The following is a 25,323-nucleotide window of genomic DNA, read 5'->3' as shown; positions in this document are numbered from 1 at the left end:
CGTTGTTAATTCAATGTGAATACGTATGCACTTGTATTTAAGCAACAAATGCACACGCATACAATTTATAAATCGCTGCGCCAGCCCATGCCTGACTCTTCCATAAGGCGCTCGTATACCCCTTCAATATTAAGTGGCAGCCAGGCTTGGTATTGTTTTAAATCTGAAAATTCATCGAGCTTAACGTTTTGTTTTATTTGCTCTAGGCTTTGCCCTGCAAGCGCAGCCTTGGTTACTTGGCCATAAAGCTGCTCTATATAGCTTAAGTAACGTGCTACATCGGCTTTATTACCCATATCGGCATGGCCGCCCACAAAGGTATTAAAGTCGTAATTTAAAACCGCTTGGGTTGAATTAATCATGCCTTGAATATCGTAGCTCCACAGTTTTTGCCATGGCATTCTGCCAATAACGATCCAGTCGACCACAAATAATGTTTTTTGCTTTTCGAACAGCATACTTACCGAGCCTCGGCCATCGTTAGGGCCATGGTAGTTAAGTTTTAAGGTTGAACCGCCAAGGGAAAGTATTAGCTCGTCATCAAAAGTAAGGTTAGGCATAACCGTTTTTATTTGTGTGTTTTTAATATCTTGCGCGGTAAGTTTGTGTGCTACAAAGGTGGTGTGCGGGCTTTTAAATACCTCTGCACCGTAAATATGGTCGCTGTGATTATGGCTGTATACAACATATTTTATCGGTACGTTATAGCGAGTTTTAATTTGCTCCTTTAACCAAGTGGCGGCTTTTTTATTAAGTGGGTCGGTAACTATTGCGCCTTGTGAAGTGATTAAAAATACCGAGCGGTGTCTGTCGTCAATAAAGCGGTGGAGGCCATCGCCTAAATCTTCAATTTCGTAACTTTGTGCCATAAAACCTGTAAGTAGTAGGCTGGTGGCAAGTAGTATTTGTAATAAGCGAGGCATACACATTCCTGTTTAATGTTCTTAGTATTAAGTAAGAAAGTACAAGTAAGGAATAAATTTCAGCAAAAGTAAAAGCCATTTGATATATAAATATAAAATGGCTTTATTAGGTTGGATTTAACGCTGGGTGAGTTGTTGATTTATTTCGTCAAAAATACCGGCATCGTCTATGGTTGATGGTATTTGTAGTTCGTCGCCATCAACTAATTGGCGCAAATTTTTTCGTAGTATTTTACCTGAACGTGTTTTTGGTAATCGCTCTACGCTTACTATTGTTTTAAGGCAGGCTATAGCGCCTATTTGGTTGCGCACTGTTTGCACAAGCGCTTGCTCTACATCGGTAGGGGAGCCGGTAAAGTCGTTTTTAAGTACGATCATGGCCATCGGTAATTGGCCCTTTAGTGTATCGGTAATTCCAAACACGGCACACTCAGCAACGGCTGGGTGCGCTGCTACTATTTCTTCCATTTCGCCGGTTGAAAGCCTATGGCCAGCTACATTTATAACATCGTCTGTGCGGCCCATTATAAATAAGTAGCCATCGTCATCCATGTAGCCACCATCGCCCGAAAGGTAATAACCCGGGTACTCCGCTAGGTAACCTGTTTTAAAGCGCGGTGTATTTTGCCAAATGGTTGGTAAGCAGCCCGGTGGCAGCGGCAATTTTATAGCCACCACGCCTTGCTCGTTAGGGGTACATTGCTTGCCTTGCATATTCAAAATTTGCACATCAAATCCCGGGGTTGGCACGGTTGAGCTGCCAGGTTTTGTTACTAATTCTTCTATGCCTACTGGGTTACAGGCTATGGCCCAGCCGGTTTCGGTTTGCCACCAATGATCGAGTATTGGCAGATTAGTTTTGTCTTTTAGCCAGTTGTACGTGGGTGGGTCGAGTCGCTCGCCAGCTAAAAATATGCGTTTTAAACTACGGGTGTTGTATTGCTTAAAGCCCTCTGCATTTGGGTCTTCTTTTTTGATGGCTCTAAATGCGGTGGGCGCGCTAAATAATGCATTTACTTGGTACTGCTCTACTACACGCCAAAATGCACTGGCGTCAGGTGTGCGAACTGGTTTGCCTTCAAATAAAATGGTGGTACAACGATAAATTAGCGGGGCATACACTATGTATGAATGCCCAACTACCCAGCCTATGTCTGAGGCTGCCCAAAATACATCGCCCGGCTGCATGCCGTAAACGGTTTCCATACTGTAGTGCATAGCAACGCCATGGCCGCCGTTTTCGCGCACTACGCCTTTAGGTGTGCCTGTGGTGCCAGAGGTATACAAAATATAAAGTGGATCACTGCCATTCACCGGTACTGGCTCTACTGCAGTGGCTGTTTGCATTGCTTCATCCCAGTTAATATCTCTTGAGGGAGTAAGCGTGGCGGCTATATGTTCGCGCTGGTAAATAACACAGTGGTCTATTTTATGATTGGCAAGATCTATGGCGTGATCAACCAGCGGTTTATATTCTATTACGCTATCTACCTCTACACCGCACGAAGCGCTCAGTATGAGTTTAGGCTTTGCATCGTCAATGCGTATGGCAAGTTCATGTGCTGCAAAGCCACCAAATACCACTGAGTGTATAGCGCCTAACCGGGCGCAGGCCAGCATGCCAATTACAGCTTGGGGGATCATGGGCATATAAATAACAACGCGGTCGCCTTTACTAACGCCTAACGATTGCATTACGCCGGCAAATTTAGCTACCTCTTGCTGTAGCTGGTAGTAGCTATACGTTTGCTGTGTGTTGGTAACGGGGGAGTCGTAAATAAGCGCGGTTTGCTCGCCAAAGCCGGCAATTACATGCTGGTCGAGCGCTAAAAAACAGGTATTTAGTTGGCCGTCATCAAACCAATGGTAAAGGCCGTCAGTGTCTTGTGTGTAGGCGTGTTCAGGCTTTTTATACCAAGGTAAGCGCTTTGCTTGTTCAAGCCAAAATTGTGCAGGATTTTGTTTAAAGCTGTCGTATTGTTGTTTATATGGGCCTAACATTATGGGCTCCTAATACTAAATGTGTGTGAGAGACCATACAAAAGGTAGGCTTTTTTTTAACCGATAGGTATTCGACTATGGTCGGCTAAAAGTTAATCAACATTTTGAGTTTTAAAATACAAAATTGACAATACAAAGCGTGTGGCTCAGCATGGCGAGCAATTAAAATGAGTGAAAACAATTTATGAGTAACACAGTACGAGTAGGCGTGGCGGTTATTATAATGCGCCAAAATACTATTTTATTAGGTGAGCGAATAGGTGCGCATGGTGCAAATACATGGGCAACGCCTGGCGGGCATTTAGAGTTTGGCGAAAGCGTTGAGCAGTGTGCAATACGCGAGGTATGTGAGGAAACAGGGCTAAATGTGAGTAAAATTACTAAGCTTGATTTTACTAACGATATTTTTAGTGCTGAGAATAAACACTACATTACTTTATACGTAAAAGCCGATTACGAAGGCGGCGAGCCTGTGCTAAACGAGCCAAATAAATGTATACAGTGGCGTTGGTGCGATATTAATAATTTACCATCGCCACTGTTTACATCACTTAAAAACTACTTAACTACAACAACGCTTACGGCTTAGTTGACGGGCTTAATACTAATTTTTTAAAGCTCACTTGGGCGTAATCACCATTTTGTTTGTCGGTTGCCCAATCGCCAGTGCCTAAACAACCAGGGTACCAAATACCTTTAGCGCTCTTAGTGCTACATTGGTTATAAGCACCCGCTTTAAAGTAATGCCAATCGGCAGCATAGCCATTAGGGTGATCTTTTTCATCTACTTTGCCATAGGCATCTACGTTATTGCCTAAGTTAATTGCGTAGTTAACGTCTTTTTTGCCTTGTGCGCTAAAGGTTAAGTACATCATGTTTTTATACACGTTTACTGTGTAGCTAAAGTCTTCGCCAAGCGCTATGCCCGCCACACCGGGATCATTCGGATTTTCCCAGGTGTTACCCCAAACAGGATATGTAATGTCGGTACGGTTAGGATCTTTTTTTGGTAAGTTACGCTCGTAGTTCCAAAAAACAGATCCGGTTTTATGGCCAGGCCATTTTTTATAATAAATTTTAAGCGGTTCGTTACCCCAGCCAAAACCTAGTTTTGTGTCGATTAAGGCTTGATCTTTACCTGCGTGAATTTGCCCTACCACCACAGAGTACGCGGCTTTTTTATTAGGATCGTTAGCGCGCAGTGCAACATGATCTACTTTTAGGGTGGCTTCCATTTTTCCGCCTACCGAGCCAAAACGCTCCGATAGCGGGTGCACAGCTAAGGAAAAATTATTTTTTGAATTTTTAGTTTTTATTTTGGTATTTGTGCCGCGGATCATTTGTCTTAACTCACTGCGGGTATTGGTTGAGTTGGCGCTAGTAAGTGCTTTATTTGGCGAGGTAAATACCATATAGCCTTGATCATCAAGGTAGAAAAAATCAGGGTGTGCGTAGGTTTGAATTTCTTCAACGTCAATTGTATCTATTTTTCCATCGTTATTGAGATCTACAGGTACGTTTATTTTCCATTGCGATAAATCAAATTTTGACGCAGGTACTGCGACATTACTATCAACAGGTGTGTTTGTACTCGCACAGCCCATAAATAACAAGGGGGTAACAGCAGCCAGTGCTGTGAGTTTAAAAGTAGATGTTAGATTTTTCATTATTGTCTCTGTGTGATGATTTTAAAATAAACGATATTAACGTCGCTTAACTTTAATCTAACATACCAATTTAAAATATCAACATTACCAATTTTTTGTTTATGTTATTTTTATAGTGCTTTTTTGGTTATACCAATGTGGTTTTTTGTTGCTGTTGTTTTTTTACGTTTTTTATTTAGGTGTTTGCGCTGCGCTTTTTTTACATGCTTAACTATCCACTTTGTCATAAGGGGCATAAGCTCTGGCGCAAAGTTATGGCCCATCCCCGGGACTACTCTTAACTTGGCTTTTTTTATAAGGCTTGCCGTTTTTTTGCCTGCACTTACGGGTATTACCACATCATCGCTGCCATGAATTACTAAAGTGGGCGTTTTAATTTTACGAATTAAATGTTGCCTGTCTTTACTTGCGGCCATAGCAATAAGTTGGCGTTTGTAGCCATTAGGATTATATGAGCGCTCTACAATTTGTGTTGCATGATGGCGAAGTGCGTCTTCTGATTGCGGGTAAGCGGGGCTGCCAATAAGTTGATTAAGTTTAATGTTGTAGTTTATTGCCTCATCACGGCTGGATGTTTTGGGCTTTAATTTGGCAAGCTTTATAAATACGCCAATGCTTTTTGCGCTAAGGCGGGGCAAGCTTGAGCTTGACATAATAGTGGTTAAGCTTAGCACCTTTTTTTTATGCTGAGCTGCAATTAGCTGAGCAATCATACCGCCCATAGAAGCACCAACAAAATGTGCTTTTTTTATTTTTAGGGCCGCCATAAGCGCCAATACATCGTTTGCCATATCATCAAGTAAATAGGGCGTTTGCGTACGAATGGGCAGGCGTTTACTTAGCCACGATTTAAATAAACTCGGGCTAGGGTGATGCTCTAAATGGGTAGATAGGCCCGTGTCGCGGTTATCAAAGCGTATAACCCTAAAGCCTTTTTTTACTAAGGTGTAGTAAAGCGAGTCGGGCCACACGGTCATTTGTGCGCCTAAACCCATAATAAGTATGATTGCAGGAGCTTTTTTATCGCCTTCGTCTTGGTAACTGAGTTTTATACCCTGAGGTGTTTTAATTGTTCGCATAGCCAACTAGCAGTGTTTGCGTTGCTAAAATTATAGACCCTGTTTATTACAACTTGTTGGCAGTAGCAGGAAGCGGTAGCTGCCACTTGGTTAAAATAGCTTGGTATTCGCCGTTTTCTTTTAGCGTGTTAAGTGCATGGCTAATAGCGCTTGCGGTGTGTTTATCTAGGGTTTTGTTGGCACTAAAATATAATTTTGAAGGGTAGTCGGTTAAATGAATTCGCTTAATTATTAAGTTTGGATTTAGGCCTGAGCGCTTTAATTCGTTTTCTAAAGTAAGGGTGTTAGTAAGTACAAAGTCTATGCGTTTTTTATAGAGCATTTGCCATAATTGTTGATAGTAACTTACAAGAACTAGGTTTTCGCCTTCTACAAAACCGGCATTTTTTAAATATGTGGCACTTGAGTAGCCGCGTATTGTAGCTACTTGGTAAAATTTTGCGTGGTTGAGGTGGCTTACCTCGTCAGTGTGGCTTTTTAAACTGACTAGGTAGGCATCAGCAAAGTAAGATTCGCCTAACCAGGTAAGTTGCTTTTCTCTTATTGGGGTTTTTAACAACGAAAGGGTTACTGCATTCGGGTTATGCTCGAGGGCGTAAAAAATTCGCGCCATAGGCATTATTTCAAATTTGGCGGTTAGCTTTGTGTGCTTAATGGTGGCTTTGGCTAAATCAATTAATGCGCCATCGGGTTCATTGTTTTGATTTATAAAATGATAAGGCGGTAGATCTTCAGCTACAAAGGTAATGGTTTGTGCTTTGCATATGGCGCTATAAAGCATAAACACACAGATACTTAATATTACACGCACAAATATAACCCGTATTTTTAATTATTATACGCTCTAGTTTAAAGAGTGTTGATTAAAAGGTATACCATAAATGTTTATTTAATGTGAATAATACTGCTGATTATTTTCGTTTTAAAAATTGTGTGGGTGTGCAATTGTGCCATCGTAAAAAAGCGCGATTAAACGAGCTCTGATCTTTAAAGCCTAACAGGTTAGCTAGTTCGCTAAGCGGGAGTATGCCAATTAACGTGTGGGAGCGGTTTTTTCTTTCTTGTTCGAGTAATTGCGCAAAAGTTACATGTTGCTTTTTTAAATGTCGCTGTAGCGTGCGCGGTGTTACGTTTAATGCACTTGCAACTGCAATAAGCTGGCAATTTTGTAATGTTGTTTTTGCAATAAGCAGCTGTTTAACTTTTTCTGTTAAGCACTGCTGGCTTTTAAAATGCGATAGCTGTTGTTGTGAAAGCTGCTTAAATGTAGCATTTACAATGGCGTTGTCAGTTTTAAAGGCAAGCTTTAAATAATTGCTCGGAAAATTTATTTGATTGTGCGCTTCACCGCTTATAACGGGGCATTTAAACCATTCTTCTAACTGTTGTGTGTGCCTTTTAGGCCAATTATGTATAAAGCTGATACTGCTTGGACAAAGCGATGCGTTTATTAACTGGCGAATAACGCTTACCCAAGCACTCATGTTTCGTAATACAACTTGTTCATTACAATGAGGATGAGCATGCCAGCGCACCGCAGCTTCGTCTGCAGTTTGCAAAAACTGCGCTTTACCAATATCTGCCACTAAGCTGTCGTAATTTAACAGTGCCTTTATAGCGCTACTTAGGGTATCGCTCGATTCAATTAAATAGCCCAATATACCGTAATCTGCGGGGCGAATGTGCATACCTAAAGTAAAACCAAACAGCGGATCGTTTAGCGCTTTTTGGCCATACACAAGCAGCGCATTGTAACTTTGTAAACTAATACGAGGTGCTAATTGCTGATTATGTCGGCGACTAAACTCAGTAAACCCGATAGCCTGAAGAGCTGTTTTAGAATCAATACCTTGGGTTTGCAAGTAATCTAAAATGCTCGAAAAGTAATGATCAGCCAGTGTATGCATTTGTCGTCTAAAGCTAAAAAATGGTCGTGTATGAGCAAGCTTGCCATGTTCAATTTTTATATGCTAGTTACATGAACAATTATCTTAGCTGTAAACAATGATCTTTATATCAATAAAACAAACGCTTAATGCAGATCCTTTGCAAATAATAACCACCTTGTTAGATCATCAGCAGTTAGATCGTTTTTTTAATGCCAAGTTTGAGCTAATAAAAACAGCAAATAGCGGTGAGCTAAAAGGTGGTAAAGGCGCAATAAGGCAAGTAAAAATGGCAAATGCCACGTTTAATGAGCGTATAATAATGGCTAACCTTGGCCACATTTGCTACCAAATAGTAGGTAATAAGCCTGTGGCAAATCATCAAGGTGATATTTATTTAGTTGCTAATACAGGCGCTAAAAGTATTACTACCGAGCTTAATTATTGTATACGCTGCAAAGCGCCGTGGTGGCTGCCAAATGCTTTGCTAAAGCACCTAATTAGTAAAGATATAACCCAGGCATTAAATAAACTGCAGCATTACTTTATGGCGGGCAAAGTATGAACTCAGAAATTATTTTACTTTCCCTAAGCCCTGTGTTTTTAGCGTTTGTATGCTTTGAATTTATAAAATTTAAGCGCTATTACAATATAAAAGATAGCCTAGCAAACACCGTTTTAGCCTTGCTGCATCAAGGCGCAGATGCAATTGCACTGCTGCTACTTATGCCATTTTTTTACATGCTTTACGAGTACCGCTTATTTGATATAAAGCTAAGTGTAGTTAGCGTTGCTTTTGCATTTTTGCTGCAAGATTTTTTGTACTATTGGTTTCATCGCGCGTCGCATCATATTCATTGGTTGTGGGCTGCGCATGTGGTGCACCACAGCTCCACTAAAATGAATTTTACCACTGCGTTTAGGCAAAGCATAATGTACCCAGTAGCCGGCATGTGGGTATTTTGGCTGCCAATGGTACTGCTAGGCTTTGACCCCTTAACCGTATTTAGCGTAGTGGCACTTAATTTGGCGTATCAATTTTTTGTACATACGCAAATAGTAGGCAAGTTAGGCTGGTTTGAAAGCGTATTTAATACGCCGTCGCACCATAGGGTGCATCATGCAATTAATAAAAGCTACCTTGATAAAAACTTTGGTGGCGTACTTATTATTTGGGATAAGCTGTTTGGTACCTTTGTAGAGGAAGACAAAAATCAGCCATGCAAATACGGCATAGTAGGGCAGCTAAATAGTAATAACCCACTGCTGATAACGTTTCATCAGTGGGCTCATTTATTTAAAAGTGCTTATAAGGCAAAAGGTTTAAAAGCTAAATGTAAGGTACTTTTTGGCTATCCAACCAGTAGCGTTAAAGATTAGCCTATCGGCTTTTTACTCCTAGGCGCTCCAAGTAAAATACACATGTGGCAAATACACACCGACAAAAATGCACTTATGCCTAATGCACCGCCATAGCCATCAAGTTTTGGTACTAGGTACTCAAATAAAAACGAAAACAAAATAGATGAACTAGCAACCGTGTAAATACCAAACCTATGTGGGGCGCTCATGCCTATAAACGTACCGCCAAAAAATACGACTGAGTATAAGTCGGGGTTTAGGTTTAAGGCGCTTAAAATTAAATAGGCAATAATAGAAAGCGAAGCAGAGGCGCGTATGCCATCAAACCGATTATGTTTAGCTAAATAAAACGTTAAAAAAGCGCCGAGTAAAGCAATAACTGGATATTCTAAATTCATAAAACCATTCCTTTGGCCAACATAAATAAAGCCACGCTTGCAAAGGCTACGCTGCCAAGTTTGCCACCAAATCCGGTAAACATATTGATGGTAAGCACGTATAAACTGGCCCCAATAACTGAAATTATGGCTATTTCCCAATAACTTGTAATTAATTGCGTGGAGCACATACCAGCAAAGCTGCCAGCGTAAATTGCTGCATAGGGGTGGTTTTTATAACGCGCAGGAAAAGGAATAAACGAGCCAATAAGGCCTGTTAGTGCGGCAGAAATAACTAAAGGCAATGCAAACGTAGTGTGCATGGCAAAGCAGGCCACAAAGCCTAAAAAGAAGGTGATGAACTTTAAAAATAAGAATTTAATCATAGCGCGGGTATTTTAAAGTAACCCTTTTAGCTTTGATAGATCCCCACTCAAATATAAATTATTAAATGAAGGTGTATTAACTATGCTTAAATTTGGTTGTTAATGTTTCATAAATTATATTTTATGTATAATAGAGGTTATTAATATACAAAAATATAAGATTAAAGGTAATTTATGTCTAACTGTTTGCATTTGGCTATTCCGGCTGGCGATTTAAAAGTAGCTAAAACGTTTTATTGCGACGTATTGGGCTGTAAAACAGGTAACAGCGAAGAAGGCCGCTGGGTAGACATAGACTTTTGGGGTAACGAGTTAACCCTGCATCAAAGTGTAGAGCGCTTACCAACCGTGCGCCATGATGTAGATATGGGCGCTGTGGCTGTGCCTCATTTTGGTATTCATTTATCTGAAGATGAATTTAACGGTTTAAAAAAACGTATTGAAGCAGCAGGGCTTGAGTACCTTGATAAACCGTATCGCCGCTTTGTAGGTGATGAGTTTGAACAGGAAACTTTTTTTATTGAAGATCCAAACGGTAACGTGCTTGAAATGAAAACCATGGTAAACCCAGGGGTTTTATTTAAAAAAGCGTAAGCAATATTTATTAAGGATTAGGTCACTTTTATAGTGGCCTTTTTTGTACCTATAGGTGAAAAAAATTACACCATATGAGTGATATTTATTCACTCTACAGTACAGAATTTTAAACGTAGACTAACGCGCAACTCTCATACTTTATAGTTGCTTATGTTGCTGTTAAAACTCACCATTGCGCCATTACTTTTATTATTTATTCACTATGCTCAAAAACGCTTTGGCAGTTTTGTGAGCGGTATTATCCCAGGCTTGCCTATTACATCGGGCCCTATTTCGTATTTTATTGCGCTTGAGCAAGGTAAGTTATTTGCCAGTAATTCAGCGGTTGCATCTTTGTATGGCATGAGCGGTATAGGCTTATTTTGTTTTTGTTATGCTGCCATGCTTGCAAAATATGGGGTGGTTAAAGCGCTGTTTTCTGCATTAACATTATGGTGCGCTTTTAGTGTATTTACCTTGTTGTTACCTATAAATATTGCACTAGCATGTGTTATTTCGCTTAGCGTTTTAGCTGTTTTGGCGCTGGCATCAAGTAAGTTAAAATTTAAACCTGATGCCAAACCTTTTACCGCTGCGTGGGAGCTGCCGCTAAAAATGTTGCTGGTCAGCTGCTTTATTATGTTAGTTACGTTTATATCGGCAAATATTGGCGCTATGTGGAGCGGGTTACTATCTACCTTTCCGGTAATATTGGCAGTAATGGGCAGTATTGCGCATGCAAGTGATAAAAAATACTCGGCGTATAAAGTACTTAACGGTGGCATTATTGGCTCGTTAGGTGGTTGCGTATTTTTTGCTGTAATTGCACTGGCGCTTAAGTTTAATTTTGATATTTGGCAGGTATATGCAGTTGCGGCAATATGTTCAACTTTATTTACCATTATTACAAGTCACTATGTAAACCGTAAACAGTTTGCTCAACCGGTTACGGTTTAATAGCAATAAGCAGCATCACTTAAATTTAGCCATCTACTAACGTGAGTGGTTTTACTTTACGTTGTAACTTTTCATGGTACATGGCAGTGTCGCCAGCTTTTAAAATTTCATCAATCGAGTGGGGCGGTTCACTAAATACGGTAGTACCCATACTTGCTTTAATGGCTATAGGGTTGTTGTTGTGATTTATTGTGAGCCTATTTAAGGCGGTTTTTAAATGGTGAGTTTTAGGATTTACCTGCGCATCCGTATAAAAGTGCGCTAGCACTACAAATTCATCACCGCCCAAACGCCCTACAGCATCGTTGCTGCGTAAACTGCTTTTTAAGCAACTGGCAACATGGTATAAAGCGTCATCGCCTACAGCATGGCCAAAGGTGTCGTTTATTTGCTTAAAGTCATCTAAATCTATATACATCAAACACAATACACCGCCTTTTTTGGCGTGGGTATCTATAAGTTCAGATGATTTTTTAGCCCATCCTCTGCGGTTTAAAATACCACACAAGTGGTCAAAGTCGGCTTCAGTTTCGGCTCGTTTTTGTGCTATTCGCATTCGGCTTATGCGCCTTGATACGGCAACAGCTAATAAAAATGATTCAACTGCAAACGCCAATATAAAACCATAGCGCTGCATAAACGGGCTTTGGTTAATAAGCAGCACCCTAAAAATCATACTTACTAATACAAAGCTAAGCGCTACAAATACGAGTGTTGCCTCGCGTACACCTTTACGAGCTTGCATTGCAGCTAAAGTAAAAATAACAGCCACAATAAACAACGTTGAGTAAGCCATTACATGGCCTACTACTGTCCAAAATAATAGGTCAGTAACTAGCATTTTAAGCACGGCACAAAGCATTACAATGCATGCGAGTGCTTTGAGTAATTTAGTTAATATAGGCCAACGTTTATTTGTCTCTAATAACGTGAGCATAAACCACGTGGCACTTAGTACGGTTAAACCGATACTAAGTAGATATAAGTTAAAAATAACGCTAGACACATGCTGCGTTACAAATAAATACACTTGCCCTTCTTGAAGTAAAATAAAGCTGCCAATACAAAAAATGTAAATGCTGTAGAGCTTAAATATACTTTCGTTAAGCCTGTGCCCCATTATTAATACATAAAAAATAAGCGTAATGCACAAGCCATAAAATGAGCCCATAATCAGCGAATGTTGCTGCGCTTTTTTAAAATAAGTGTGGGTTGGCTGCCATTTAAACCGGGGTGTGTAATTAAGCTTTGATTTTAATGTTATTGTGGCTGTAAAAGTACCTGAGTCCATTAAATAGGCTACTTGTCCCGCTTTTAATGGGGTTTTTACCGTATTGTTTTGTAGCCAAGTAAAGCTATCTAGCCCCGGGCGTAAAAAGCTGAGTACGCCACCATTTTTAACAGAGCAACTTATTTGATATTGATTAATACCGCGTTGAGCTGTGAGTTCAGAAGGAGTATTTACCTTTAGCAAAGCGGCAGGCGTGGGTGAATTTAAGTGCTTTATTTTACATGTATCGGCAGCATAAGAATCAAAAGTAATAAATAATGCGAGCAAAGAAATTACAACAAAAAAGAACGCCCCTTTATTTTTAGGTGGGAAAAAAGTCAATCTATTACTTTTATAGCTCATAAGCGCATCCAATTTTCACTACTTTTTTTATACTAGCAGAGCCGAATTAATTAGCTATTAGTTTACTGTTTAATAAGGTTTAAAACTGCACGATTAAAATCACTTCTGTATATTTAAGTGCTCTATCTTCAAAATTACATTCACTGTGCAACTCAATTAAAAACATAGTATTTATAATTAACCAATAATATCGGTATTAATGTTTTAAAATGATGATAGTAAACTGTGTTCATCGGTTAGTAAAACTAACACCTTATAAATTTACACAGGATAAAAACTCATGACACTACTACAAAAAATATTAAACTCTAAAGCTGGCGCAGCAGCACTTATTTTACGTGTACCAGTTGGTTTAATTTTAGCAGCGCATGGCGCGCAAAAATTATTTGCTTGGTTTGGTGGTTACGGCCTTGAAGGCACAGGGCAGTGGATGACAACTATTGGCTTAGAGCCAGGTTATTGGTTGGCTTTAATGGCAGGCAGCGCTGAATTTTTTGGTGGTATTGCATTAGCACTTGGTTTATTAACACGCCCAGCAGCCGTAGTTACGGCGTTTACAATGTTGATTGCAATTTTTAGTGTCCATATTAACAATGGTTTATTTATGGCTAACAACGGTTACGAATACGCACTTACTTTATTAGTTGCAACTGCAGCGCTTGCTATTCAAGGTGCTGGTAGCTTTTCGGTTGATAGTGTTATTGCTAAAAAGCTAGCTGATAAATAACTCTAGGAATTTATAGTTAAAAAATAGCGGCTAATTTAGCCGCTATTTTTGTTTGAGTTGAGGGCTATATTATTTAGTCAAAAAAGTTAAAGAGTAGTTGTACTGCGTTTGCTCAAGTAAATATTCTTTATGGGTACTTGGGCTCCACGAATCATCACCGCCAACACCCATATGTTGATGGTCAATATGTACATGTAAGCAATCATCAGCTACTAGCTCATTAGTATGCTTTGCTTGCGTAAGCATGCTTTGAGAGTATTCATTGGCGGCAAATAAAAACGCACCGCTTACAGTTAAGTTATTAATACTCAGTAATTGGCAATCACTACGCACGCCGTTATCGGTTGGGAATATATACGGTGTATGTAGCTCATTTAAGCTCAAGCTGTAATAACCTAAACGCGCAGCCGCTTTGCGATCTGGGTAGTTTTCAAATGGGCCTAAACCTAGCCAATTTACTTGCGTATCGCTTTGTTTATTAAGCGTTGTGCTTAACCCTATGCGTGGCATGGGTGGCAAAGCCTCGTTTAGTTGCACATCAACATTTAAGTTAATTGCACCTGTATTATTAAGCGTATAAAGCCATGTTGTTTTTGCTTGTACTGCGCCATTAAATTCATAACTAAATACACAGGTAATACGTATATCTACTTTTGATTGCACTACTTCAAACGAGCGGCATGTACGCTGCCACTTGCCAATACCCGCTCTTAGCCAGCGCGCTTCCCATGCGTTAGGATCTAAGTTGTCTACTTCGCTTACGCCTATGTCGTTATCAAGCGGGGCGCGGTAAAAATTATCAACTAATGGGCTTTTAATAACATGGGTTTGATTGTGTAGCCATTGCTCAATAAGGCCAGATTGGCTATTAAACACAAGTTTAAAGGTATCGCCTTCAATACTTAGCAGCGTGTCGGTTTCACTAATGTTTAGTGTGCCATGTGCTGAGGCGTTTAGAGTGGAGGTAAATGTATCAGCGTTTAAACTTTGGCTATTTATAAGCTTAAATTGCTCGGTGTTTAATACATGCTCGGCATTTGCAAAGGTGCAGTCGTTAATCAGTGCTACATCTAAATTAAGATGATATTGCGCACCGGCTTTAAACACCGTTTTTGTATTAACAGTTAGCGTTTGAGTGCTTTGCGGGGCAATATTAATAACTTGCTCGCCTTGCTCTACACATTGGCCATTTTCTATTAACTGCCAAACGAGCTTTTCGTTATCGGTTGCCCTAAATACATAATCGCTAAATACATCAACGGTATAGTGGTTTTGAGTTTGCTCGCGCAGCGTAAATTGTAAATGCTGTTGGCTGTATTTAGCTTCAAACAGGCTAGGGTGCGGCGTGCGGTCAGGGAATAATAAGCCGTTAATACAAAATTGGCGGTCGTTTAATTCATCACCAAAATCGCCACCATAAGCCCAATAATGCTTACCGTTTTCATCAGTTTTAGATAAACCTTGGTCTACCCAATCCCATATAAAGCCACCTTGTAAGCGCGGGTACTCTCTAAATGCTTGCCAGTAATCGTCAAAGCTACCTAGGCTGTTACCCATTGCATGGGCGTACTCACATAAAATGAGTGGGCGAGTTTCACCCGGTAGGCTTAGCCATTTTTTAATAGAGTATTTAGGTACTGCGTCATCGGCAACATGGGTATCTACACGGGCATACATAGGGCAAATAATGTCGGTTGCGGTGGTATTTGCGCCGCCACCTTCGTATTGTACTGGGCGAGAAGGGTCAAAGCTTTTTGACCACCCGTACATTGCATCGTGGTTGGCACCGTGTCCGCATTCGTTACCCAGTGACCAAATAATAATAGAGGCGTGGTTTTTATCGCGCTCAACCATTTGTGTATAGCGCGACATAAATGCACCAGCCCACTGCGGATCGCTTGCAAGCCTACCCATAGGAAACATTCCATGGGTTTCTATATTCGCTTCGTCCACCACGTATAAACCTAGCTCGTCACACAGCTCGTAAAAACGCGGGTGGTTTGGGTAGTGAGCAGTACGTACAGCATTAAAGTTATTTTGCTTCATCAGCTTAATATCTTCAATCATGTCGGCGGTGCTCACTGCGTGGCCGTTTTCAGGGTGATGTTCGTGGCGGTTAACACCGCGAATTAGTAGCGGCTTGCCGTTTAAGCAAAGCTGCCCATTAAGTATTTCTACTTTTCTAAAGCCAATGTTGTAGGCTTCTGCGTCTACGGTGTTGCCTTGCTCATCTAATAAGCTTACAACACAGCGGTATAAGTATGGGGTTTCAGCGGTCCACTTTTTAGGGCTTTGTATATCAATTGTTTGAAATACGACATCGCTCCAGCCGCCTTTTTCATCAACGCGTTTATTGTTAGTGCTTTGTATTTGTGGCTCACACAGTGCTTGTTCACCATCAAAAACCTGTACTGCTACTTGGTAGTTATTTGGCGCATCTATTGCGGTTTTTATATGCAAAGTCGCATCGCGGTAGCAGGCGTCTAAATCTGGGGTTATAAATACATCGCGTATTTGGTGCTGTGGTTTAGTAAGTAAATTAACATCGCGGAATATACCGCTTAGCCACCACATGTCTTGATCTTCTAGGTAACTGCCATCGCTCCAGCGAATAACCATAACCGCAATGCGGTTGGTGCCAGTCACTAACAGCTCGCTTAAATCAAATTCGCTTGGTAAGCGGCTATCTTGCGAGTAGCCCACCCATTGACCGTTACACCAAAGGTGAAACGCCGAGTTTACGCCTTCAAAAATAATATGGTTTCGCTGCGCTAATTGCTCCGCCGTAATAGTAAACTCAGTGCGGTAGCAACCTGTTGGGTTATCGCTTGGTACAAATGGCGGGTTTACGGCAAAGGGGTATTTAACATTACAATAAATAGGTTTATCAAAGCCGTGTAATTGCCAGTTAGAAGGCACTGGAATACTTTGCCAATCGCTGGCGAGTGCTTCACTTAGTAATGACTCATCAACCGCTTCGGGTTTATCAAATAATTTAAAATCCCACTGGCCGTTTAAACTTTGTTTTTGTGATTGCGTGTTTGTACGGGCATGGTCAACGCTTTTAAAACCATTAAGTGGGCTGTGCGCTTTTACTTGATTAATTTGCACCGAAATTGGGTTTTCCCAATCGCGGCGGGTAATTATGTGCTGTAGTGAGTTCATTTGTGTCCTATTGCATGTGTGGCAATTATAGTGGCTTAAATATAGCTAAAATAATGCGTTGGGGTTATGCTTAAAGCTCTCTTTTATTTATCCAAAACTATCATTTTAAATTATGCGTAACACCATTAAAGATGTACTCGATATTGGCCCAGAGTGTACAGAGCGGTTTATTGATTTAAACACGCTTTCGCAAATGCCAAGCCTTGAAATAGAGCTAGCAGGTTGCTCAAATTTACTGGGTGATTATTGTGTTGCGCGTACGAACCCACTTGAACACACGCTTTTTTATACTTTGGGAGGTCAGGGCACGCTTAAAACCATTAATAACCAATATCCACTAGTCGAAAATAGCTTAGCTATATTGCCAGCACGGCAAAGCTTTGAGGTTGAAATAGCAAGCGAAAAGTGGGATGTGATTTGGCTAAACCTTGCAAATACCAAGCGTTGGCAACATTTAAATTTAGCGCACGCTAAGGTATTAACTAATCAGCAGCTAGCGCCATTACATTTAGCGATGGAACTTTTATACAGCGAAAGTAACGCTACTTTGCGCGAAGGCGTTATGCCTATTTTAAGCCACTACTTAAATACTACGCTGCAAAGTGAGCCGCAAATAGGTGGGCAAAATAGATTAACCAGCTTATTTTTAGAGGTAGAAGAGCGCCTGCAATTTGATTGGACAATAGAGGCTATGTGCGAACAAGTACATTACTCAGCACCGCATTTACACAGATTATGCCAGGCACAATTTGGTAAAAGCCCTATGCAGCAGCTTATTTATTTACGTATTAAACGGGCTAAAAATTTGCTTTTAAATACCCGCTGGCCAGTTGCCCATATTGCCGCTTACGTGGGGTACCCTAATATATTTAATTTTTCAAAACGGTTTAAAAAATCAGTGGGCGTGTCACCCACTGAGTTTAGAAAATAACGTGAGTGGCTCTCTACATTTGTATAAATTTAAGGTATTGTGCGGTTTCTTTAATTGCATTTTACAGTTTTAGGTAGGTAATGCGCTCAAACTACTTTTTAGTCGTGATACTTTTGGTGCTTGTACACAGCTTTATTAGCTGTGATGCTGCTGCGTATCATTTACAAGAAGAAGTTGATCATGCCTCACACATTCATTCTTTAGCCGATACAAACGATGAAGATGCGCAATCACCTACCGAAATTCATGCCCATCAGCATTGCCACTGTGGTTATTACAGTTCGCTAAATCATCCTATAAGCCCAGAGCAAAGCCAAGCAACGCAGCCCGCTTGCTATAGTGGTTTAAATTATCCGCCAGATGTTCCGCCACCCAATTTTTATAGCTAGTTTTTAATTTTAAACACTTTGTATATAACTGCCTGCGCTTATGCGCTATTAGGCTAGTTATGTACATATTTAGGTAGCTTAATCGCGCTTGTTTTAAAACAGGCATAGTGATTAAGCCAACTCTGTTTGTTAAAACGGACATGCTATATGAACAAAAAACCACTTATGCTGGTGGCGCTACTGTGTGCATTACCCACACTGAGCGCTTTGGCAAAAAGCGAGCCTCAAAACGTATTAACGCTAAAGCAGGCGCTTAAAAATACCGAGCAGCAAAACTTACAGCTTAAGCGCTACCCGTATCATCAAAAAATATTAACGGCGCTTAAAAGCCAAGCCATGCTTTCACCTAACCCTGAGCTGAGTTTTGAAGCTGAAAACTTTTTAGGAACTCATGGCTCTCATGCGTTTTCGGGGGCGCAGTACACGCTGGCTTTAAGCCAATTAATAGAGCTGGGCGATAAACGTCAAAACCGTATTAATTACGCTACTGCCAATATAAAAGCGCAAACAATTGAGTATAAAAATACCCGCTTAGCACTTTTAGCAACCACCGCTGAGCGTTACTACCAAGTACTAAAGTTTCAGGCGTTAATTGCGTTAAATAGTGAGCGTAAAAACACTGTTAAGCAGGCACTTAACGCAATTGAAAAACGCGCTGAAGCGGGTGCGGTCTCAAGTGCCGATGTAACCCGCATGCGCTATGCATTAAGCCAAGTAGATTTAAATACGGCCATGCTACAAAGTGAATTTGAGCGCTCTCGCTTAGCGCTTAATGAGCTTTGGCAAGAGGTGCAAGTAAGTGATTACTATGCGGGCGATTTATCACAAATAGCTGCTATTAAAAGTGAAAATGAGTTACTTGATGCGGTAAATACAGCGCCTGAGTTTGCACTTTTACAGCAGCAATATATCCAACAAACGGCTAATTTAGCGCTGCAACGCTCAAACGGTCAAAGCGATTTAACCTTGGGTGGTGGCGTGCGATATAACCAGCAAACTGATGCCAGCTCATTTGTGTTTTCGTTTTCAATGCCGCTGCAATTAAGTAATGCTAATGGTGGTAATATTGAGGCGGCGCAGCATCAACTTACCCTACTTAATGAGCAACAAGGGCAATTGCGTATTCAGTTACGTAAACAAATACGCACGCTGTATGCGTATTACCAAGGTAAAACCACGCAGGCACAGCTTTTAACACAGCGCGTTATTCCACAAGCGCAAACGCTTATAAAACAAAGTTTAAAAAGCTACCAACAAGGGCAAATATCGGTATTGCAATTACTCGATGCACAGCAAGCTTTATTTGATTCTAAACGCGCACTTATCAACACCCATAGCGAGCTATACCAAGTGCTGCTTACCCTTGAACGTTTAACCGGCCAACCTTTAATTGAGACTCATCAATCATGAATAAAACTCTTATCGCATTATTAATTACGCAATTATTTACACTCCCATTATTAAGTAGCACGGCTATGGCATCGGCTAATCATCACGCAGAAGGTCACGAAGAAGGCCATGAAGATGAACACACTCAAAAAGGCCCACACGGCGGATTTTTACTAACCAATAACGCCCTTGATTTAGAGCTTAAATTAACCCAGTTTGCCGGTAATACTGAGCTGCGAATATATGGGTTTAATAACAATAAAGCTGTTGATATAAATCAGTTAGACGTAACCGTAGACGTGCAGCGTTTAAGCGAAGCGCCACAGCTAATTCGCTTTAAAGCTGAAGGTGACTATTTAGTAAGTACCGTGAGCGTAAACGAGCCGCATTCTTTTAAGCTTGATGTAATGGCACGCTATAAAGGCACTGAAATAAATTATCATTATGAGCAAGAAGAAGGGCGCACAACGCTAAGCGAGAAAGCAATTGAGCGCGCAGGGATTAAAACCGAGATTGCAAAAGCAGGCAGCGTTGAGCTAACCGATACTTTATTTGGTGTTATAGCGCCCACCGCGCACGGCACCGTTGAAGTAATGGCGCCTTATACCGGCTTAGTTAACGATATTTTTGTAAGCATTGGTCAAAACGTTAAAAAAGGCGACAAACTTGCCAGTATAACCAACCGCGAAACCTTACAAAATTACACCATAAAAAGCCCAATTACAGGCGTTATTAGTGAGCAATATTTAAAGCGCGGCGAGCTTGCCAGTAGCGCTTTAATGCAAATAGTAAACCTTGAAACCGTATGGGTTGAGCTGTCGGCCTTTCCAGATAACATTGAAAAGCTTGCCATAGGGCAAAGCGCTACAGTGTACGACTTACATCATCATTTAAATGCGCAAGGTGAGGTGTTTTACATAGCCCCAATGATGAGTGGCGGGCACATTGCACGTGCGCGAATCGAGCTTAAAAACTCTGATGGGCATTGGCGACCAGGCATGCATGTTAATAGCGATATTAGTACTGCAAAAGTAGATGCGGCTGTACGCGTCAAAGCGATTGCTATTCAGGAATTTAACGGCAAACCTAGCGTGTTTATTAAAAGCGGCAATGTGTTTGAAGTGCGCCCTGTAAAACTCGGTGCTAAAAACAGCGAGTGGGTAGAAGTACTTCAGGGGCTTTCGCCAAACAGTGAGTACGTAACGCAAAACAGTTATGTAATTAAAGCCGATATTTTAAAAAGCGGCGCAAGTCACTCTCACTAGGAGGCAGCATGATTAACTGGATAGTTTCGTTTGCGGTTAAACGCCGCATGATGGTGCTTGCACTCACGCTTTTATTTGCAGGCTTTGGTGTATACAACACGCAAAATTTAGCCGTTGATGCCGTACCCGATATAACTAATGTACAAGTGCAAATAAATACCAAAGCGCCGGGTTTTACCCCGCTTGAAGCCGAGCAGCGCATTACGTATTTAATTGAAACCGCAATGGCGGGTATTCCTAAGCTTGATTACACTCGCTCAATTTCGCGTTATGGACTTTCGCAAGTTACCGTTATTTTTAACGAAGGCACCGATATTTACTGGGCGCGCCAGCAAATATCAGAGCGCATTCAAAGTATTCGATCAGATTTACCAGCCAATATTGAACCAAACTTAGGGCCAATTGCCAGCGGGCTAGGGGAGATTTTTACTTATTCTGTGCATGCAAATAACGGTGCATTAAAAGATGATGGCACGCCATATAACGCAGAAGATTTACGTACCCTGCAAGATTGGGTTATTCGCCCGCAGCTATTAAAAGTAAAAGGGGTTACCGAAATAAACAGCCAAGGGGGTTTTGAGCGCCAATATCAAGTAGCGCCCATGCCTGAAAAACTATTGGCTTATAAGCTCACACTAAGTGATGTTATTACCGCGCTTAAATTAAATAACAGTAACCAAGGCGCAGGATTTATAGAGCGTTTTGACGGGCAATATTTAGTGCGATCACCAGGGCAATTAAAAACCATTGATGATATAGCCAATACCGTAGTTGCTAAGCGCGATGATGCACCAGTACGCATTAAAGATGTAGCAAATGTGCGCTTAGGTAAAGAGCTCAGAACTGGCGCTGCTACTTATAACGGTAAAGAAACCGTGCTCGGCACCGCCATGATGCTAATTGGCGAAAACAGCCGCGTAGTGGCAAAAACCATGGCTGAAAAACTTAAAGATGTACAACTTAGCCTACCAGTAGGTGTAGTAGTTGAGCCTGTATATGACCGTACAACCCTTGTTGATAAAACCATAGACACTGTAAAAACCAACCTGTTTGAAGGGGCAGTGCTAGTTATTGTTATTTTACTGCTGTTATTAGGTAATGTAACCGGTGCGCTTATTACGGCCATGGTTATTCCGCTTAGTATGTTATTTGCCATTACCGGTATGGTAGGTAATAGAGTGTCGGGTAACTTAATGAGCCTAGGCGCAATCGATTTTGGTTTAATTGTTGATGGCGCAGTAATTGTTGTTGAAAACTGTTTAAGGCAACTTGGCCTTGCGCAACATAAGCATGGCAGGTTGCTTACTTTAAACGAGCGTTTACGTGTTGTAACCGCCGCCACTAAAGAAGTGTTCAGCCCTGCGGTATTTGGCATTTTAATTATTATGCTGGTGTATTTACCGCTGTTTGCATTAAGCGGCGTGGAAGGCAAAATGTTTCAGCCAATGGCATTTACCGTTGTTGCTGCATTAGTGGGTGCACTTATTTTTGCAGTAACCTTTGTACCTGCTGCTATTGCGGTATTTGTACGCGGTAAGGTGAGCGAGAGCGAAAATGCGGTTATGCGCGGCATTAAAAAAGGTTATAAACCGCTACTTGGTTTATCGCTAAAACTACCGTGGGTTATGGTTAGTATTGCGGTTGTGCTTGTAATTGCGCTTGGCTTTAAAGTTAAAAATATGGGGGCTGAGTTTTTACCGCAGCTTGATGAAGGCGATATAGCCATGCACGCACTGCGTATTACCGGCACCGGTATCGAGCAATCGGTAAAAATGCAAAAAGAGCTAGAGCAAGCCATTTTAGCTAAGCCTGAGGTGGCTAATGTATTTTCAAAAATTGGCACGCCCGATGTAGCAAACGATCCTATGCCACCTAACGTTGCCGACACCTTTTTAATGTTAAAACCGCGCGAGCAATGGCCTAACCCCGCTTTAAGCAAAGAAGAACTGGTTAAGCAAATTCGCCATTTAGTAAATGAAGTACCTGGTAATAACTATGAGTTTACGCAACCAATAGAAATGCGCTTTAACGAGCTAATAGCAGGCGTGCGGGCCGATGTAGCAGTACGTATTTATGGTGATGACTTATCAACATTAAAACAGTACGGCGAAAAAGCTACGGCGCTTTTGCGAAGCATTACGGGTGCAACTGATGTACGCCTTGAGCAAATGGAAGGCCTGCCTACGCTTTCGGTTACGCCGCTTCGCGACCACATGGCGCTGTTAGGTTTAACAGTAACCGATATACAGCAAAGTGTAAGCGCTGCGGTAGGCGGTGTGCAAACCGGGCTTATTTATGAAGGCGATAAGCGCTTTTCGTTATTAGTGCGTTTAGATGAGCGTTGGTCTAGCGATATAACACAGCTTGCGCGTTTGCCAGTAGCGGTGCCAAAAAGTGCTAACCCCGACCTTGCGTTTGTACCGCTTGGCGAAGTGGCAAATATTAGTATTGATAAAGGGCCTAATCAAATAAACCGCGAAAGCGGTAAGCGTAATGTTGTAGTAACTGCAAACGTAGAAGGGCGCGATTTAGCAAGCTTTGTAAGCGATGCGCAAATTGCTTTAAATTCAGACCTTAATTTACCAAGTGGTTATTGGATTGAATATGGCGGCACGTTTGAACAGCTAGAATCAGCAAGTAAGCGGCTATCGCTGGTGGTGCCGGTTACTTTATTACTTATATTTGGACTGCTTTATAGCGCGTTTAATTCTCTGCGTGATTCGTTAATTATATTTAGCGGCGTGCCACTTGCGCTTAGTGGTGGCGTGCTTGCGTTACTGCTACGCGATATGCCGTTATCAATATCGGCAGGTGTGGGGTTTATCGCGCTAAGTGGTGTAGCGGTATTAAATGGTGTGGTTATGCTGTCGTTTATTAAACAGTTAAGAGCTGATGGGCTTAGTTTAATAGATGCAATACAAACCGGTGCGCTTTCGCGCCTGCGCCCAGTACTAATGACGGCTTTAGTGGCGAGTTTAGGGTTTATTCCTATGGCGCTAAATACAGGCACTGGCGCTGAGCTACAAAGGCCGCTGGCAACGGTTGTGGTTGGTGGGATTATTTCATCAACTCTGCTTACGCTATTAATATTACCTGCACTTTATAAATTAGTGCATGCAAAATTTACTAGGCATCAAGCAGCTTAGCTAATTGTACTTTGTTAAGTAACGTAAAAAGCAGCTGTAATTACAGCTGCTTTTTTGTTGTTAAGTAAACTTTGCACATTAATAATATTGAAACAGGTTATCCCAGCGCTCATCCAAAATAGTTTTTGCCTGATCTAAGTCTATTGCGCTATACACATCGTTAGTGCAGGTTACTAAATTCATCCGAGAGAGTTTTTCAAGTGCATCGCTAATTTCAAAGTCGAGTTCGCATTTATACTTTGTTTTAAACCACGCCTCTATTTGTTCATCAAGCATTTGTGCGCTTAGGCCATTTTTAGATTTTAGTAAAAACGTATAGGCAAGCAGGGCTTCTTTTATGTCTTCTTCTTCGGCGGCATCTATAAGGGTATGAAAAACACCCGCATTGTTATCAAGGTTTTTAAAGTAAAGGTTATCGCTTAGCGCTTTCATAAATTTAATTTTACGGTTTTTAAATTTACTCCACTCTTTAAAAATAAAGCTGCCAAATACTCCCATGCCAATAGCAAAGGTAATAAAGTGTTGCTGGGTCATTTCTACGGCTTCACTTCTAAAGCCACCCCAAAAGGCAAACAAAGCAAATAATAATAAAATTGATGCGCCAAGCTTTGTAATTAAAACCACGGCGCCGCCAATTAAAGCGGATGAGCCAATAATCACTTTATCAATAGGGCGCATACGTACTTCGCTATTAGGAAATAGCATTTCAAGGTCGGCTTTGGGTACATTTTGAAACAGCTTAACTATGGTCGAGCTTGGCTCAAACCCTAAAGGTGTTTTATTTTTAGCGTCAAAGTGGGCTTTGTCTTTAAAACGAATAAACACCGCAACGCGGTCGTAATTTGTAAAGTGCAGTGGCTTTTTACGAAGCCCCCAAAAGCTGGTTATGGTTTCAGTGAGCTGCGACTCGCCACGGCGATAAAAAACCACTTCTTCAAAGTCATCAAACTCTACCTCAAGGCGTACTTTAAAAAGTGACTCTTCGTTTAGTGCATCTTGTAAGTCTTGATTGGTTATTACTTCAAAGTTAGCGGCGTTTAAAACCTTAGCAAAATCTTTTGCAAAATCACGTTGGCACTGCGCTTTTTGAACATTTGAAACCGGCGCTAAAGAGCGCGTATCGCTATTAGGATCAAAGGGGGCGTAGTTATTTTTAAGCGATTCAAGTGTTGCGTGGTAATCGTAATGGATAAGGCTTGCTAATAAATCACAAAATTGTATAAACGATGTTTGCTCTGAGCTATTAGTGAGCTCAGCGCTGCACATATTAATAATATCTTGTTTTCTAAAGGGAATAAAACGTGCACTTTGCATTTTCTTGACTAATTTTGATATGAAACTACCTTTATGGATGTTAATTTATTCCCAAGAAAATTGCGAACATATAAATTTACAATTAAAAAAATTTATTGAATTGAATCCAATCCCTCACGTATTACGTAATATATATTAGTTACATTTACC

The 25,323-nt window shown here is 41.0% G+C and carries 22 protein-coding genes; 11 read left to right on the top strand and 11 right to left on the bottom strand.

Annotated features, from left to right (window positions below):
* Positions 1-65: 65 nt before the first annotated feature.
* Together QUE46_RS13370 and QUE46_RS13365 are read right to left on the bottom strand one after the other, a co-directional pair.
* The gene (locus tag QUE46_RS13370) at positions 66-923 is read right to left on the bottom strand and encodes an MBL fold metallo-hydrolase (RefSeq protein ID WP_286245173.1); all 858 of its coding nucleotides are present in this window, start codon (positions 921-923) and stop codon (positions 66-68) included.
* Between the two features lie 117 nt (positions 924-1,040).
* Complete coding sequence (locus QUE46_RS13365; protein ID WP_286245172.1) at positions 1,041-2,924, bottom strand: AMP-binding protein; 1,884 nt, start codon at positions 2,922-2,924, stop codon at positions 1,041-1,043.
* Positions 2,925-3,108: 184 nt separating this feature from the next.
* On the opposite strand from QUE46_RS13365, the gene QUE46_RS13360 reads away from it, so the two are divergent.
* Positions 3,109-3,513 carry an NUDIX hydrolase gene (locus QUE46_RS13360; protein WP_286245171.1) on the top strand — a complete coding sequence of 135 codons (405 nt, stop codon included), beginning with the start codon at positions 3,109-3,111 and terminating at the stop codon, positions 3,511-3,513.
* Here the strand turns inward: QUE46_RS13360 and QUE46_RS13355 are convergent.
* The 4 genes from QUE46_RS13355 to QUE46_RS13340 all read right to left on the bottom strand — a co-directional run bounded on the left by QUE46_RS13355 (position 3,503) and on the right by QUE46_RS13340 (position 7,577).
* Entirely contained in the window at positions 3,503-4,591 is a 1,089-nt protein-coding gene (locus QUE46_RS13355) for a polysaccharide lyase family 7 protein (RefSeq protein WP_286245170.1), read from the bottom strand. The two genes, QUE46_RS13360 and QUE46_RS13355, sit on opposite strands and share 11 nt — an antisense overlap.
* Positions 4,592-4,701: 110 nt before the next feature.
* The gene (locus QUE46_RS13350; protein WP_286245169.1) at positions 4,702-5,670 is read right to left on the bottom strand and encodes an alpha/beta fold hydrolase; all 969 of its coding nucleotides are present in this window, start codon (positions 5,668-5,670) and stop codon (positions 4,702-4,704) included.
* A gap of 46 nt (positions 5,671-5,716) precedes the next feature.
* Positions 5,717-6,487, bottom strand: a complete 771-nt coding sequence (locus tag QUE46_RS13345) for an ABC transporter substrate-binding protein (RefSeq protein WP_286247768.1) — start codon at positions 6,485-6,487, stop codon at positions 5,717-5,719.
* A 94-nt stretch (positions 6,488-6,581) separates the two neighbouring features.
* On the bottom strand, positions 6,582-7,577 hold the full coding sequence (locus QUE46_RS13340) for an AraC family transcriptional regulator (protein ID WP_286245168.1): 996 nt from the start codon (positions 7,575-7,577) through the stop codon (positions 6,582-6,584).
* Positions 7,578-7,674: 97 nt separating this feature from the next.
* Here QUE46_RS13340 and QUE46_RS13335 point away from each other — a divergent pair, with 97 nt between their 5' ends.
* Positions 7,675-8,121 (top strand): SRPBCC family protein, encoded by a 447-nt coding sequence (locus QUE46_RS13335; RefSeq protein WP_286245167.1) that lies wholly within the window; start codon positions 7,675-7,677, stop codon positions 8,119-8,121.
* Positions 8,118-8,936, top strand: a complete 819-nt coding sequence (locus tag QUE46_RS13330) for a sterol desaturase family protein (protein WP_286245166.1) — start codon at positions 8,118-8,120, stop codon at positions 8,934-8,936. The genes QUE46_RS13335 and QUE46_RS13330 overlap by 4 nt, the downstream gene beginning before the upstream one ends.
* Here QUE46_RS13330 and QUE46_RS13325 read toward each other — a convergent pair.
* A complete protein-coding gene (locus QUE46_RS13325; protein WP_286245165.1) occupies positions 8,933-9,316 on the bottom strand; it encodes a hypothetical protein in 384 nt (127 codons plus the stop codon). The two genes, QUE46_RS13330 and QUE46_RS13325, sit on opposite strands and share 4 nt — an antisense overlap.
* The gene (locus tag QUE46_RS13320; RefSeq protein ID WP_286247766.1) at positions 9,313-9,618 is read right to left on the bottom strand and encodes a hypothetical protein; all 306 of its coding nucleotides are present in this window, start codon (positions 9,616-9,618) and stop codon (positions 9,313-9,315) included. The genes QUE46_RS13325 and QUE46_RS13320 overlap by 4 nt, the downstream gene beginning before the upstream one ends.
* Positions 9,619-9,855: 237 nt before the next feature.
* Between QUE46_RS13320 and QUE46_RS13315 the strand changes: the two genes are divergently transcribed.
* Together QUE46_RS13315 and QUE46_RS13310 are read left to right on the top strand one after the other, a co-directional pair.
* Positions 9,856-10,275 (top strand): VOC family protein, encoded by a 420-nt coding sequence (locus QUE46_RS13315; RefSeq protein ID WP_286245164.1) that lies wholly within the window; start codon positions 9,856-9,858, stop codon positions 10,273-10,275.
* A 153-nt stretch (positions 10,276-10,428) separates the two neighbouring features.
* Complete coding sequence (locus tag QUE46_RS13310; RefSeq protein WP_286245163.1) at positions 10,429-11,214, top strand: hypothetical protein; 786 nt, start codon at positions 10,429-10,431, stop codon at positions 11,212-11,214.
* A gap of 25 nt (positions 11,215-11,239) precedes the next feature.
* Here the strand turns inward: QUE46_RS13310 and QUE46_RS13305 are convergent, their stop codons facing one another.
* Positions 11,240-12,847 (bottom strand): diguanylate cyclase, encoded by a 1,608-nt coding sequence (locus QUE46_RS13305; RefSeq protein ID WP_286245162.1) that lies wholly within the window; start codon positions 12,845-12,847, stop codon positions 11,240-11,242.
* A gap of 280 nt (positions 12,848-13,127) precedes the next feature.
* Between QUE46_RS13305 and QUE46_RS13300 the strand changes: the two genes are divergently transcribed.
* The gene (locus QUE46_RS13300; protein ID WP_286245161.1) at positions 13,128-13,574 is read left to right on the top strand and encodes a DoxX family protein; all 447 of its coding nucleotides are present in this window, start codon (positions 13,128-13,130) and stop codon (positions 13,572-13,574) included.
* A gap of 69 nt (positions 13,575-13,643) precedes the next feature.
* Here the strand turns inward: QUE46_RS13300 and QUE46_RS13295 are convergent, their stop codons facing one another.
* Positions 13,644-16,739 (bottom strand): beta-galactosidase, encoded by a 3,096-nt coding sequence (locus QUE46_RS13295; protein WP_286245160.1) that lies wholly within the window; start codon positions 16,737-16,739, stop codon positions 13,644-13,646.
* A 112-nt stretch (positions 16,740-16,851) separates the two neighbouring features.
* On the opposite strand from QUE46_RS13295, the gene QUE46_RS13290 reads away from it, so the two are divergent.
* The 5 genes from QUE46_RS13290 (at position 16,852) to QUE46_RS13270 (ending at position 23,859) form a co-directional block, all read left to right on the top strand.
* Positions 16,852-17,670, top strand: coding sequence for an AraC family transcriptional regulator (locus tag QUE46_RS13290; RefSeq protein ID WP_286245159.1), 819 nt, complete (start codon positions 16,852-16,854; stop codon positions 17,668-17,670).
* Positions 17,671-17,750: 80 nt separating this feature from the next.
* Positions 17,751-18,059, top strand: coding sequence for a hypothetical protein (locus tag QUE46_RS13285; RefSeq protein WP_089348541.1), 309 nt, complete (start codon positions 17,751-17,753; stop codon positions 18,057-18,059).
* Between the two features lie 147 nt (positions 18,060-18,206).
* Positions 18,207-19,469, top strand: a complete 1,263-nt coding sequence (locus QUE46_RS13280; protein ID WP_286245158.1) for a TolC family protein — start codon at positions 18,207-18,209, stop codon at positions 19,467-19,469.
* Positions 19,466-20,713: an efflux RND transporter periplasmic adaptor subunit gene (locus tag QUE46_RS13275; protein ID WP_286245157.1), complete on the top strand. Its 1,248-nt coding sequence runs from the start codon at positions 19,466-19,468 to the stop codon at positions 20,711-20,713. The genes QUE46_RS13280 and QUE46_RS13275 overlap by 4 nt, the downstream gene beginning before the upstream one ends.
* 8 nt (positions 20,714-20,721) lie before the next feature.
* Entirely contained in the window at positions 20,722-23,859 is a 3,138-nt protein-coding gene (locus tag QUE46_RS13270; RefSeq protein WP_286245156.1) for an efflux RND transporter permease subunit, read from the top strand.
* A 78-nt stretch (positions 23,860-23,937) separates the two neighbouring features.
* Here QUE46_RS13270 and QUE46_RS13265 read toward each other — a convergent pair whose 3' ends face one another.
* Positions 23,938-25,173 (bottom strand): TMEM143 family protein, encoded by a 1,236-nt coding sequence (locus QUE46_RS13265; protein WP_286245155.1) that lies wholly within the window; start codon positions 25,171-25,173, stop codon positions 23,938-23,940.
* Between the last annotated feature and the right edge of the window lie 150 nt (positions 25,174-25,323).

It is taken from the genome of Pseudoalteromonas sp. MM1 (assembly GCF_030296835.1).
GTDB lineage: Bacteria > Pseudomonadota > Gammaproteobacteria > Enterobacterales > Alteromonadaceae > Pseudoalteromonas.
The sequence above is the reverse complement of the archived record's forward strand: the minus strand, read 5'-3'. Positions and strand labels throughout refer to the sequence as shown.

Excerpts from the sequence above, each read along its gene's own strand:
- QUE46_RS13280 (WP_286245158.1), top strand. The coding sequence starts at position 18,207 with ATGAACAAAAAACCACTTATGCTGGTGGCGCTACTGTGTGCATTACCC.
- QUE46_RS13320 (WP_286247766.1), bottom strand. The coding sequence starts at position 9,618 with ATGCACACTACGTTTGCATTGCCTTTAGTTATTTCTGCCGCACTAACA.
- QUE46_RS13315 (WP_286245164.1), top strand. The coding sequence starts at position 9,856 with ATGTCTAACTGTTTGCATTTGGCTATTCCGGCTGGCGATTTAAAAGTA.
- QUE46_RS13270 (WP_286245156.1), top strand. The coding sequence starts at position 20,722 with ATGATTAACTGGATAGTTTCGTTTGCGGTTAAACGCCGCATGATGGTG.
- QUE46_RS13275 (WP_286245157.1), top strand. The coding sequence starts at position 19,466 with ATGAATAAAACTCTTATCGCATTATTAATTACGCAATTATTTACACTC.
- QUE46_RS13285 (WP_089348541.1), top strand. The coding sequence starts at position 17,751 with ATGCGCTCAAACTACTTTTTAGTCGTGATACTTTTGGTGCTTGTACAC.
- QUE46_RS13370 (WP_286245173.1), bottom strand. The coding sequence starts at position 923 with ATGCCTCGCTTATTACAAATACTACTTGCCACCAGCCTACTACTTACA.
- QUE46_RS13350 (WP_286245169.1), bottom strand. The coding sequence starts at position 5,670 with ATGCGAACAATTAAAACACCTCAGGGTATAAAACTCAGTTACCAAGAC.
- QUE46_RS13365 (WP_286245172.1), bottom strand. The coding sequence starts at position 2,924 with ATGTTAGGCCCATATAAACAACAATACGACAGCTTTAAACAAAATCCT.
- QUE46_RS13325 (WP_286245165.1), bottom strand. The coding sequence starts at position 9,316 with ATGAATTTAGAATATCCAGTTATTGCTTTACTCGGCGCTTTTTTAACG.
- QUE46_RS13310 (WP_286245163.1), top strand. The coding sequence starts at position 10,429 with ATGTTGCTGTTAAAACTCACCATTGCGCCATTACTTTTATTATTTATT.
- QUE46_RS13360 (WP_286245171.1), top strand. The coding sequence starts at position 3,109 with ATGAGTAACACAGTACGAGTAGGCGTGGCGGTTATTATAATGCGCCAA.
- QUE46_RS13330 (WP_286245166.1), top strand. The coding sequence starts at position 8,118 with ATGAACTCAGAAATTATTTTACTTTCCCTAAGCCCTGTGTTTTTAGCG.
- QUE46_RS13290 (WP_286245159.1), top strand. The coding sequence starts at position 16,852 with ATGCGTAACACCATTAAAGATGTACTCGATATTGGCCCAGAGTGTACA.
- QUE46_RS13295 (WP_286245160.1), bottom strand. The coding sequence starts at position 16,739 with ATGAACTCACTACAGCACATAATTACCCGCCGCGATTGGGAAAACCCA.
- QUE46_RS13300 (WP_286245161.1), top strand. The coding sequence starts at position 13,128 with ATGACACTACTACAAAAAATATTAAACTCTAAAGCTGGCGCAGCAGCA.
- QUE46_RS13335 (WP_286245167.1), top strand. The coding sequence starts at position 7,675 with ATGATCTTTATATCAATAAAACAAACGCTTAATGCAGATCCTTTGCAA.
- QUE46_RS13305 (WP_286245162.1), bottom strand. The coding sequence starts at position 12,847 with ATGAGCTATAAAAGTAATAGATTGACTTTTTTCCCACCTAAAAATAAA.
- QUE46_RS13340 (WP_286245168.1), bottom strand. The coding sequence starts at position 7,577 with ATGCATACACTGGCTGATCATTACTTTTCGAGCATTTTAGATTACTTG.
- QUE46_RS13265 (WP_286245155.1), bottom strand. The coding sequence starts at position 25,173 with ATGCAAAGTGCACGTTTTATTCCCTTTAGAAAACAAGATATTATTAAT.
- QUE46_RS13355 (WP_286245170.1), bottom strand. The coding sequence starts at position 4,591 with ATGAAAAATCTAACATCTACTTTTAAACTCACAGCACTGGCTGCTGTT.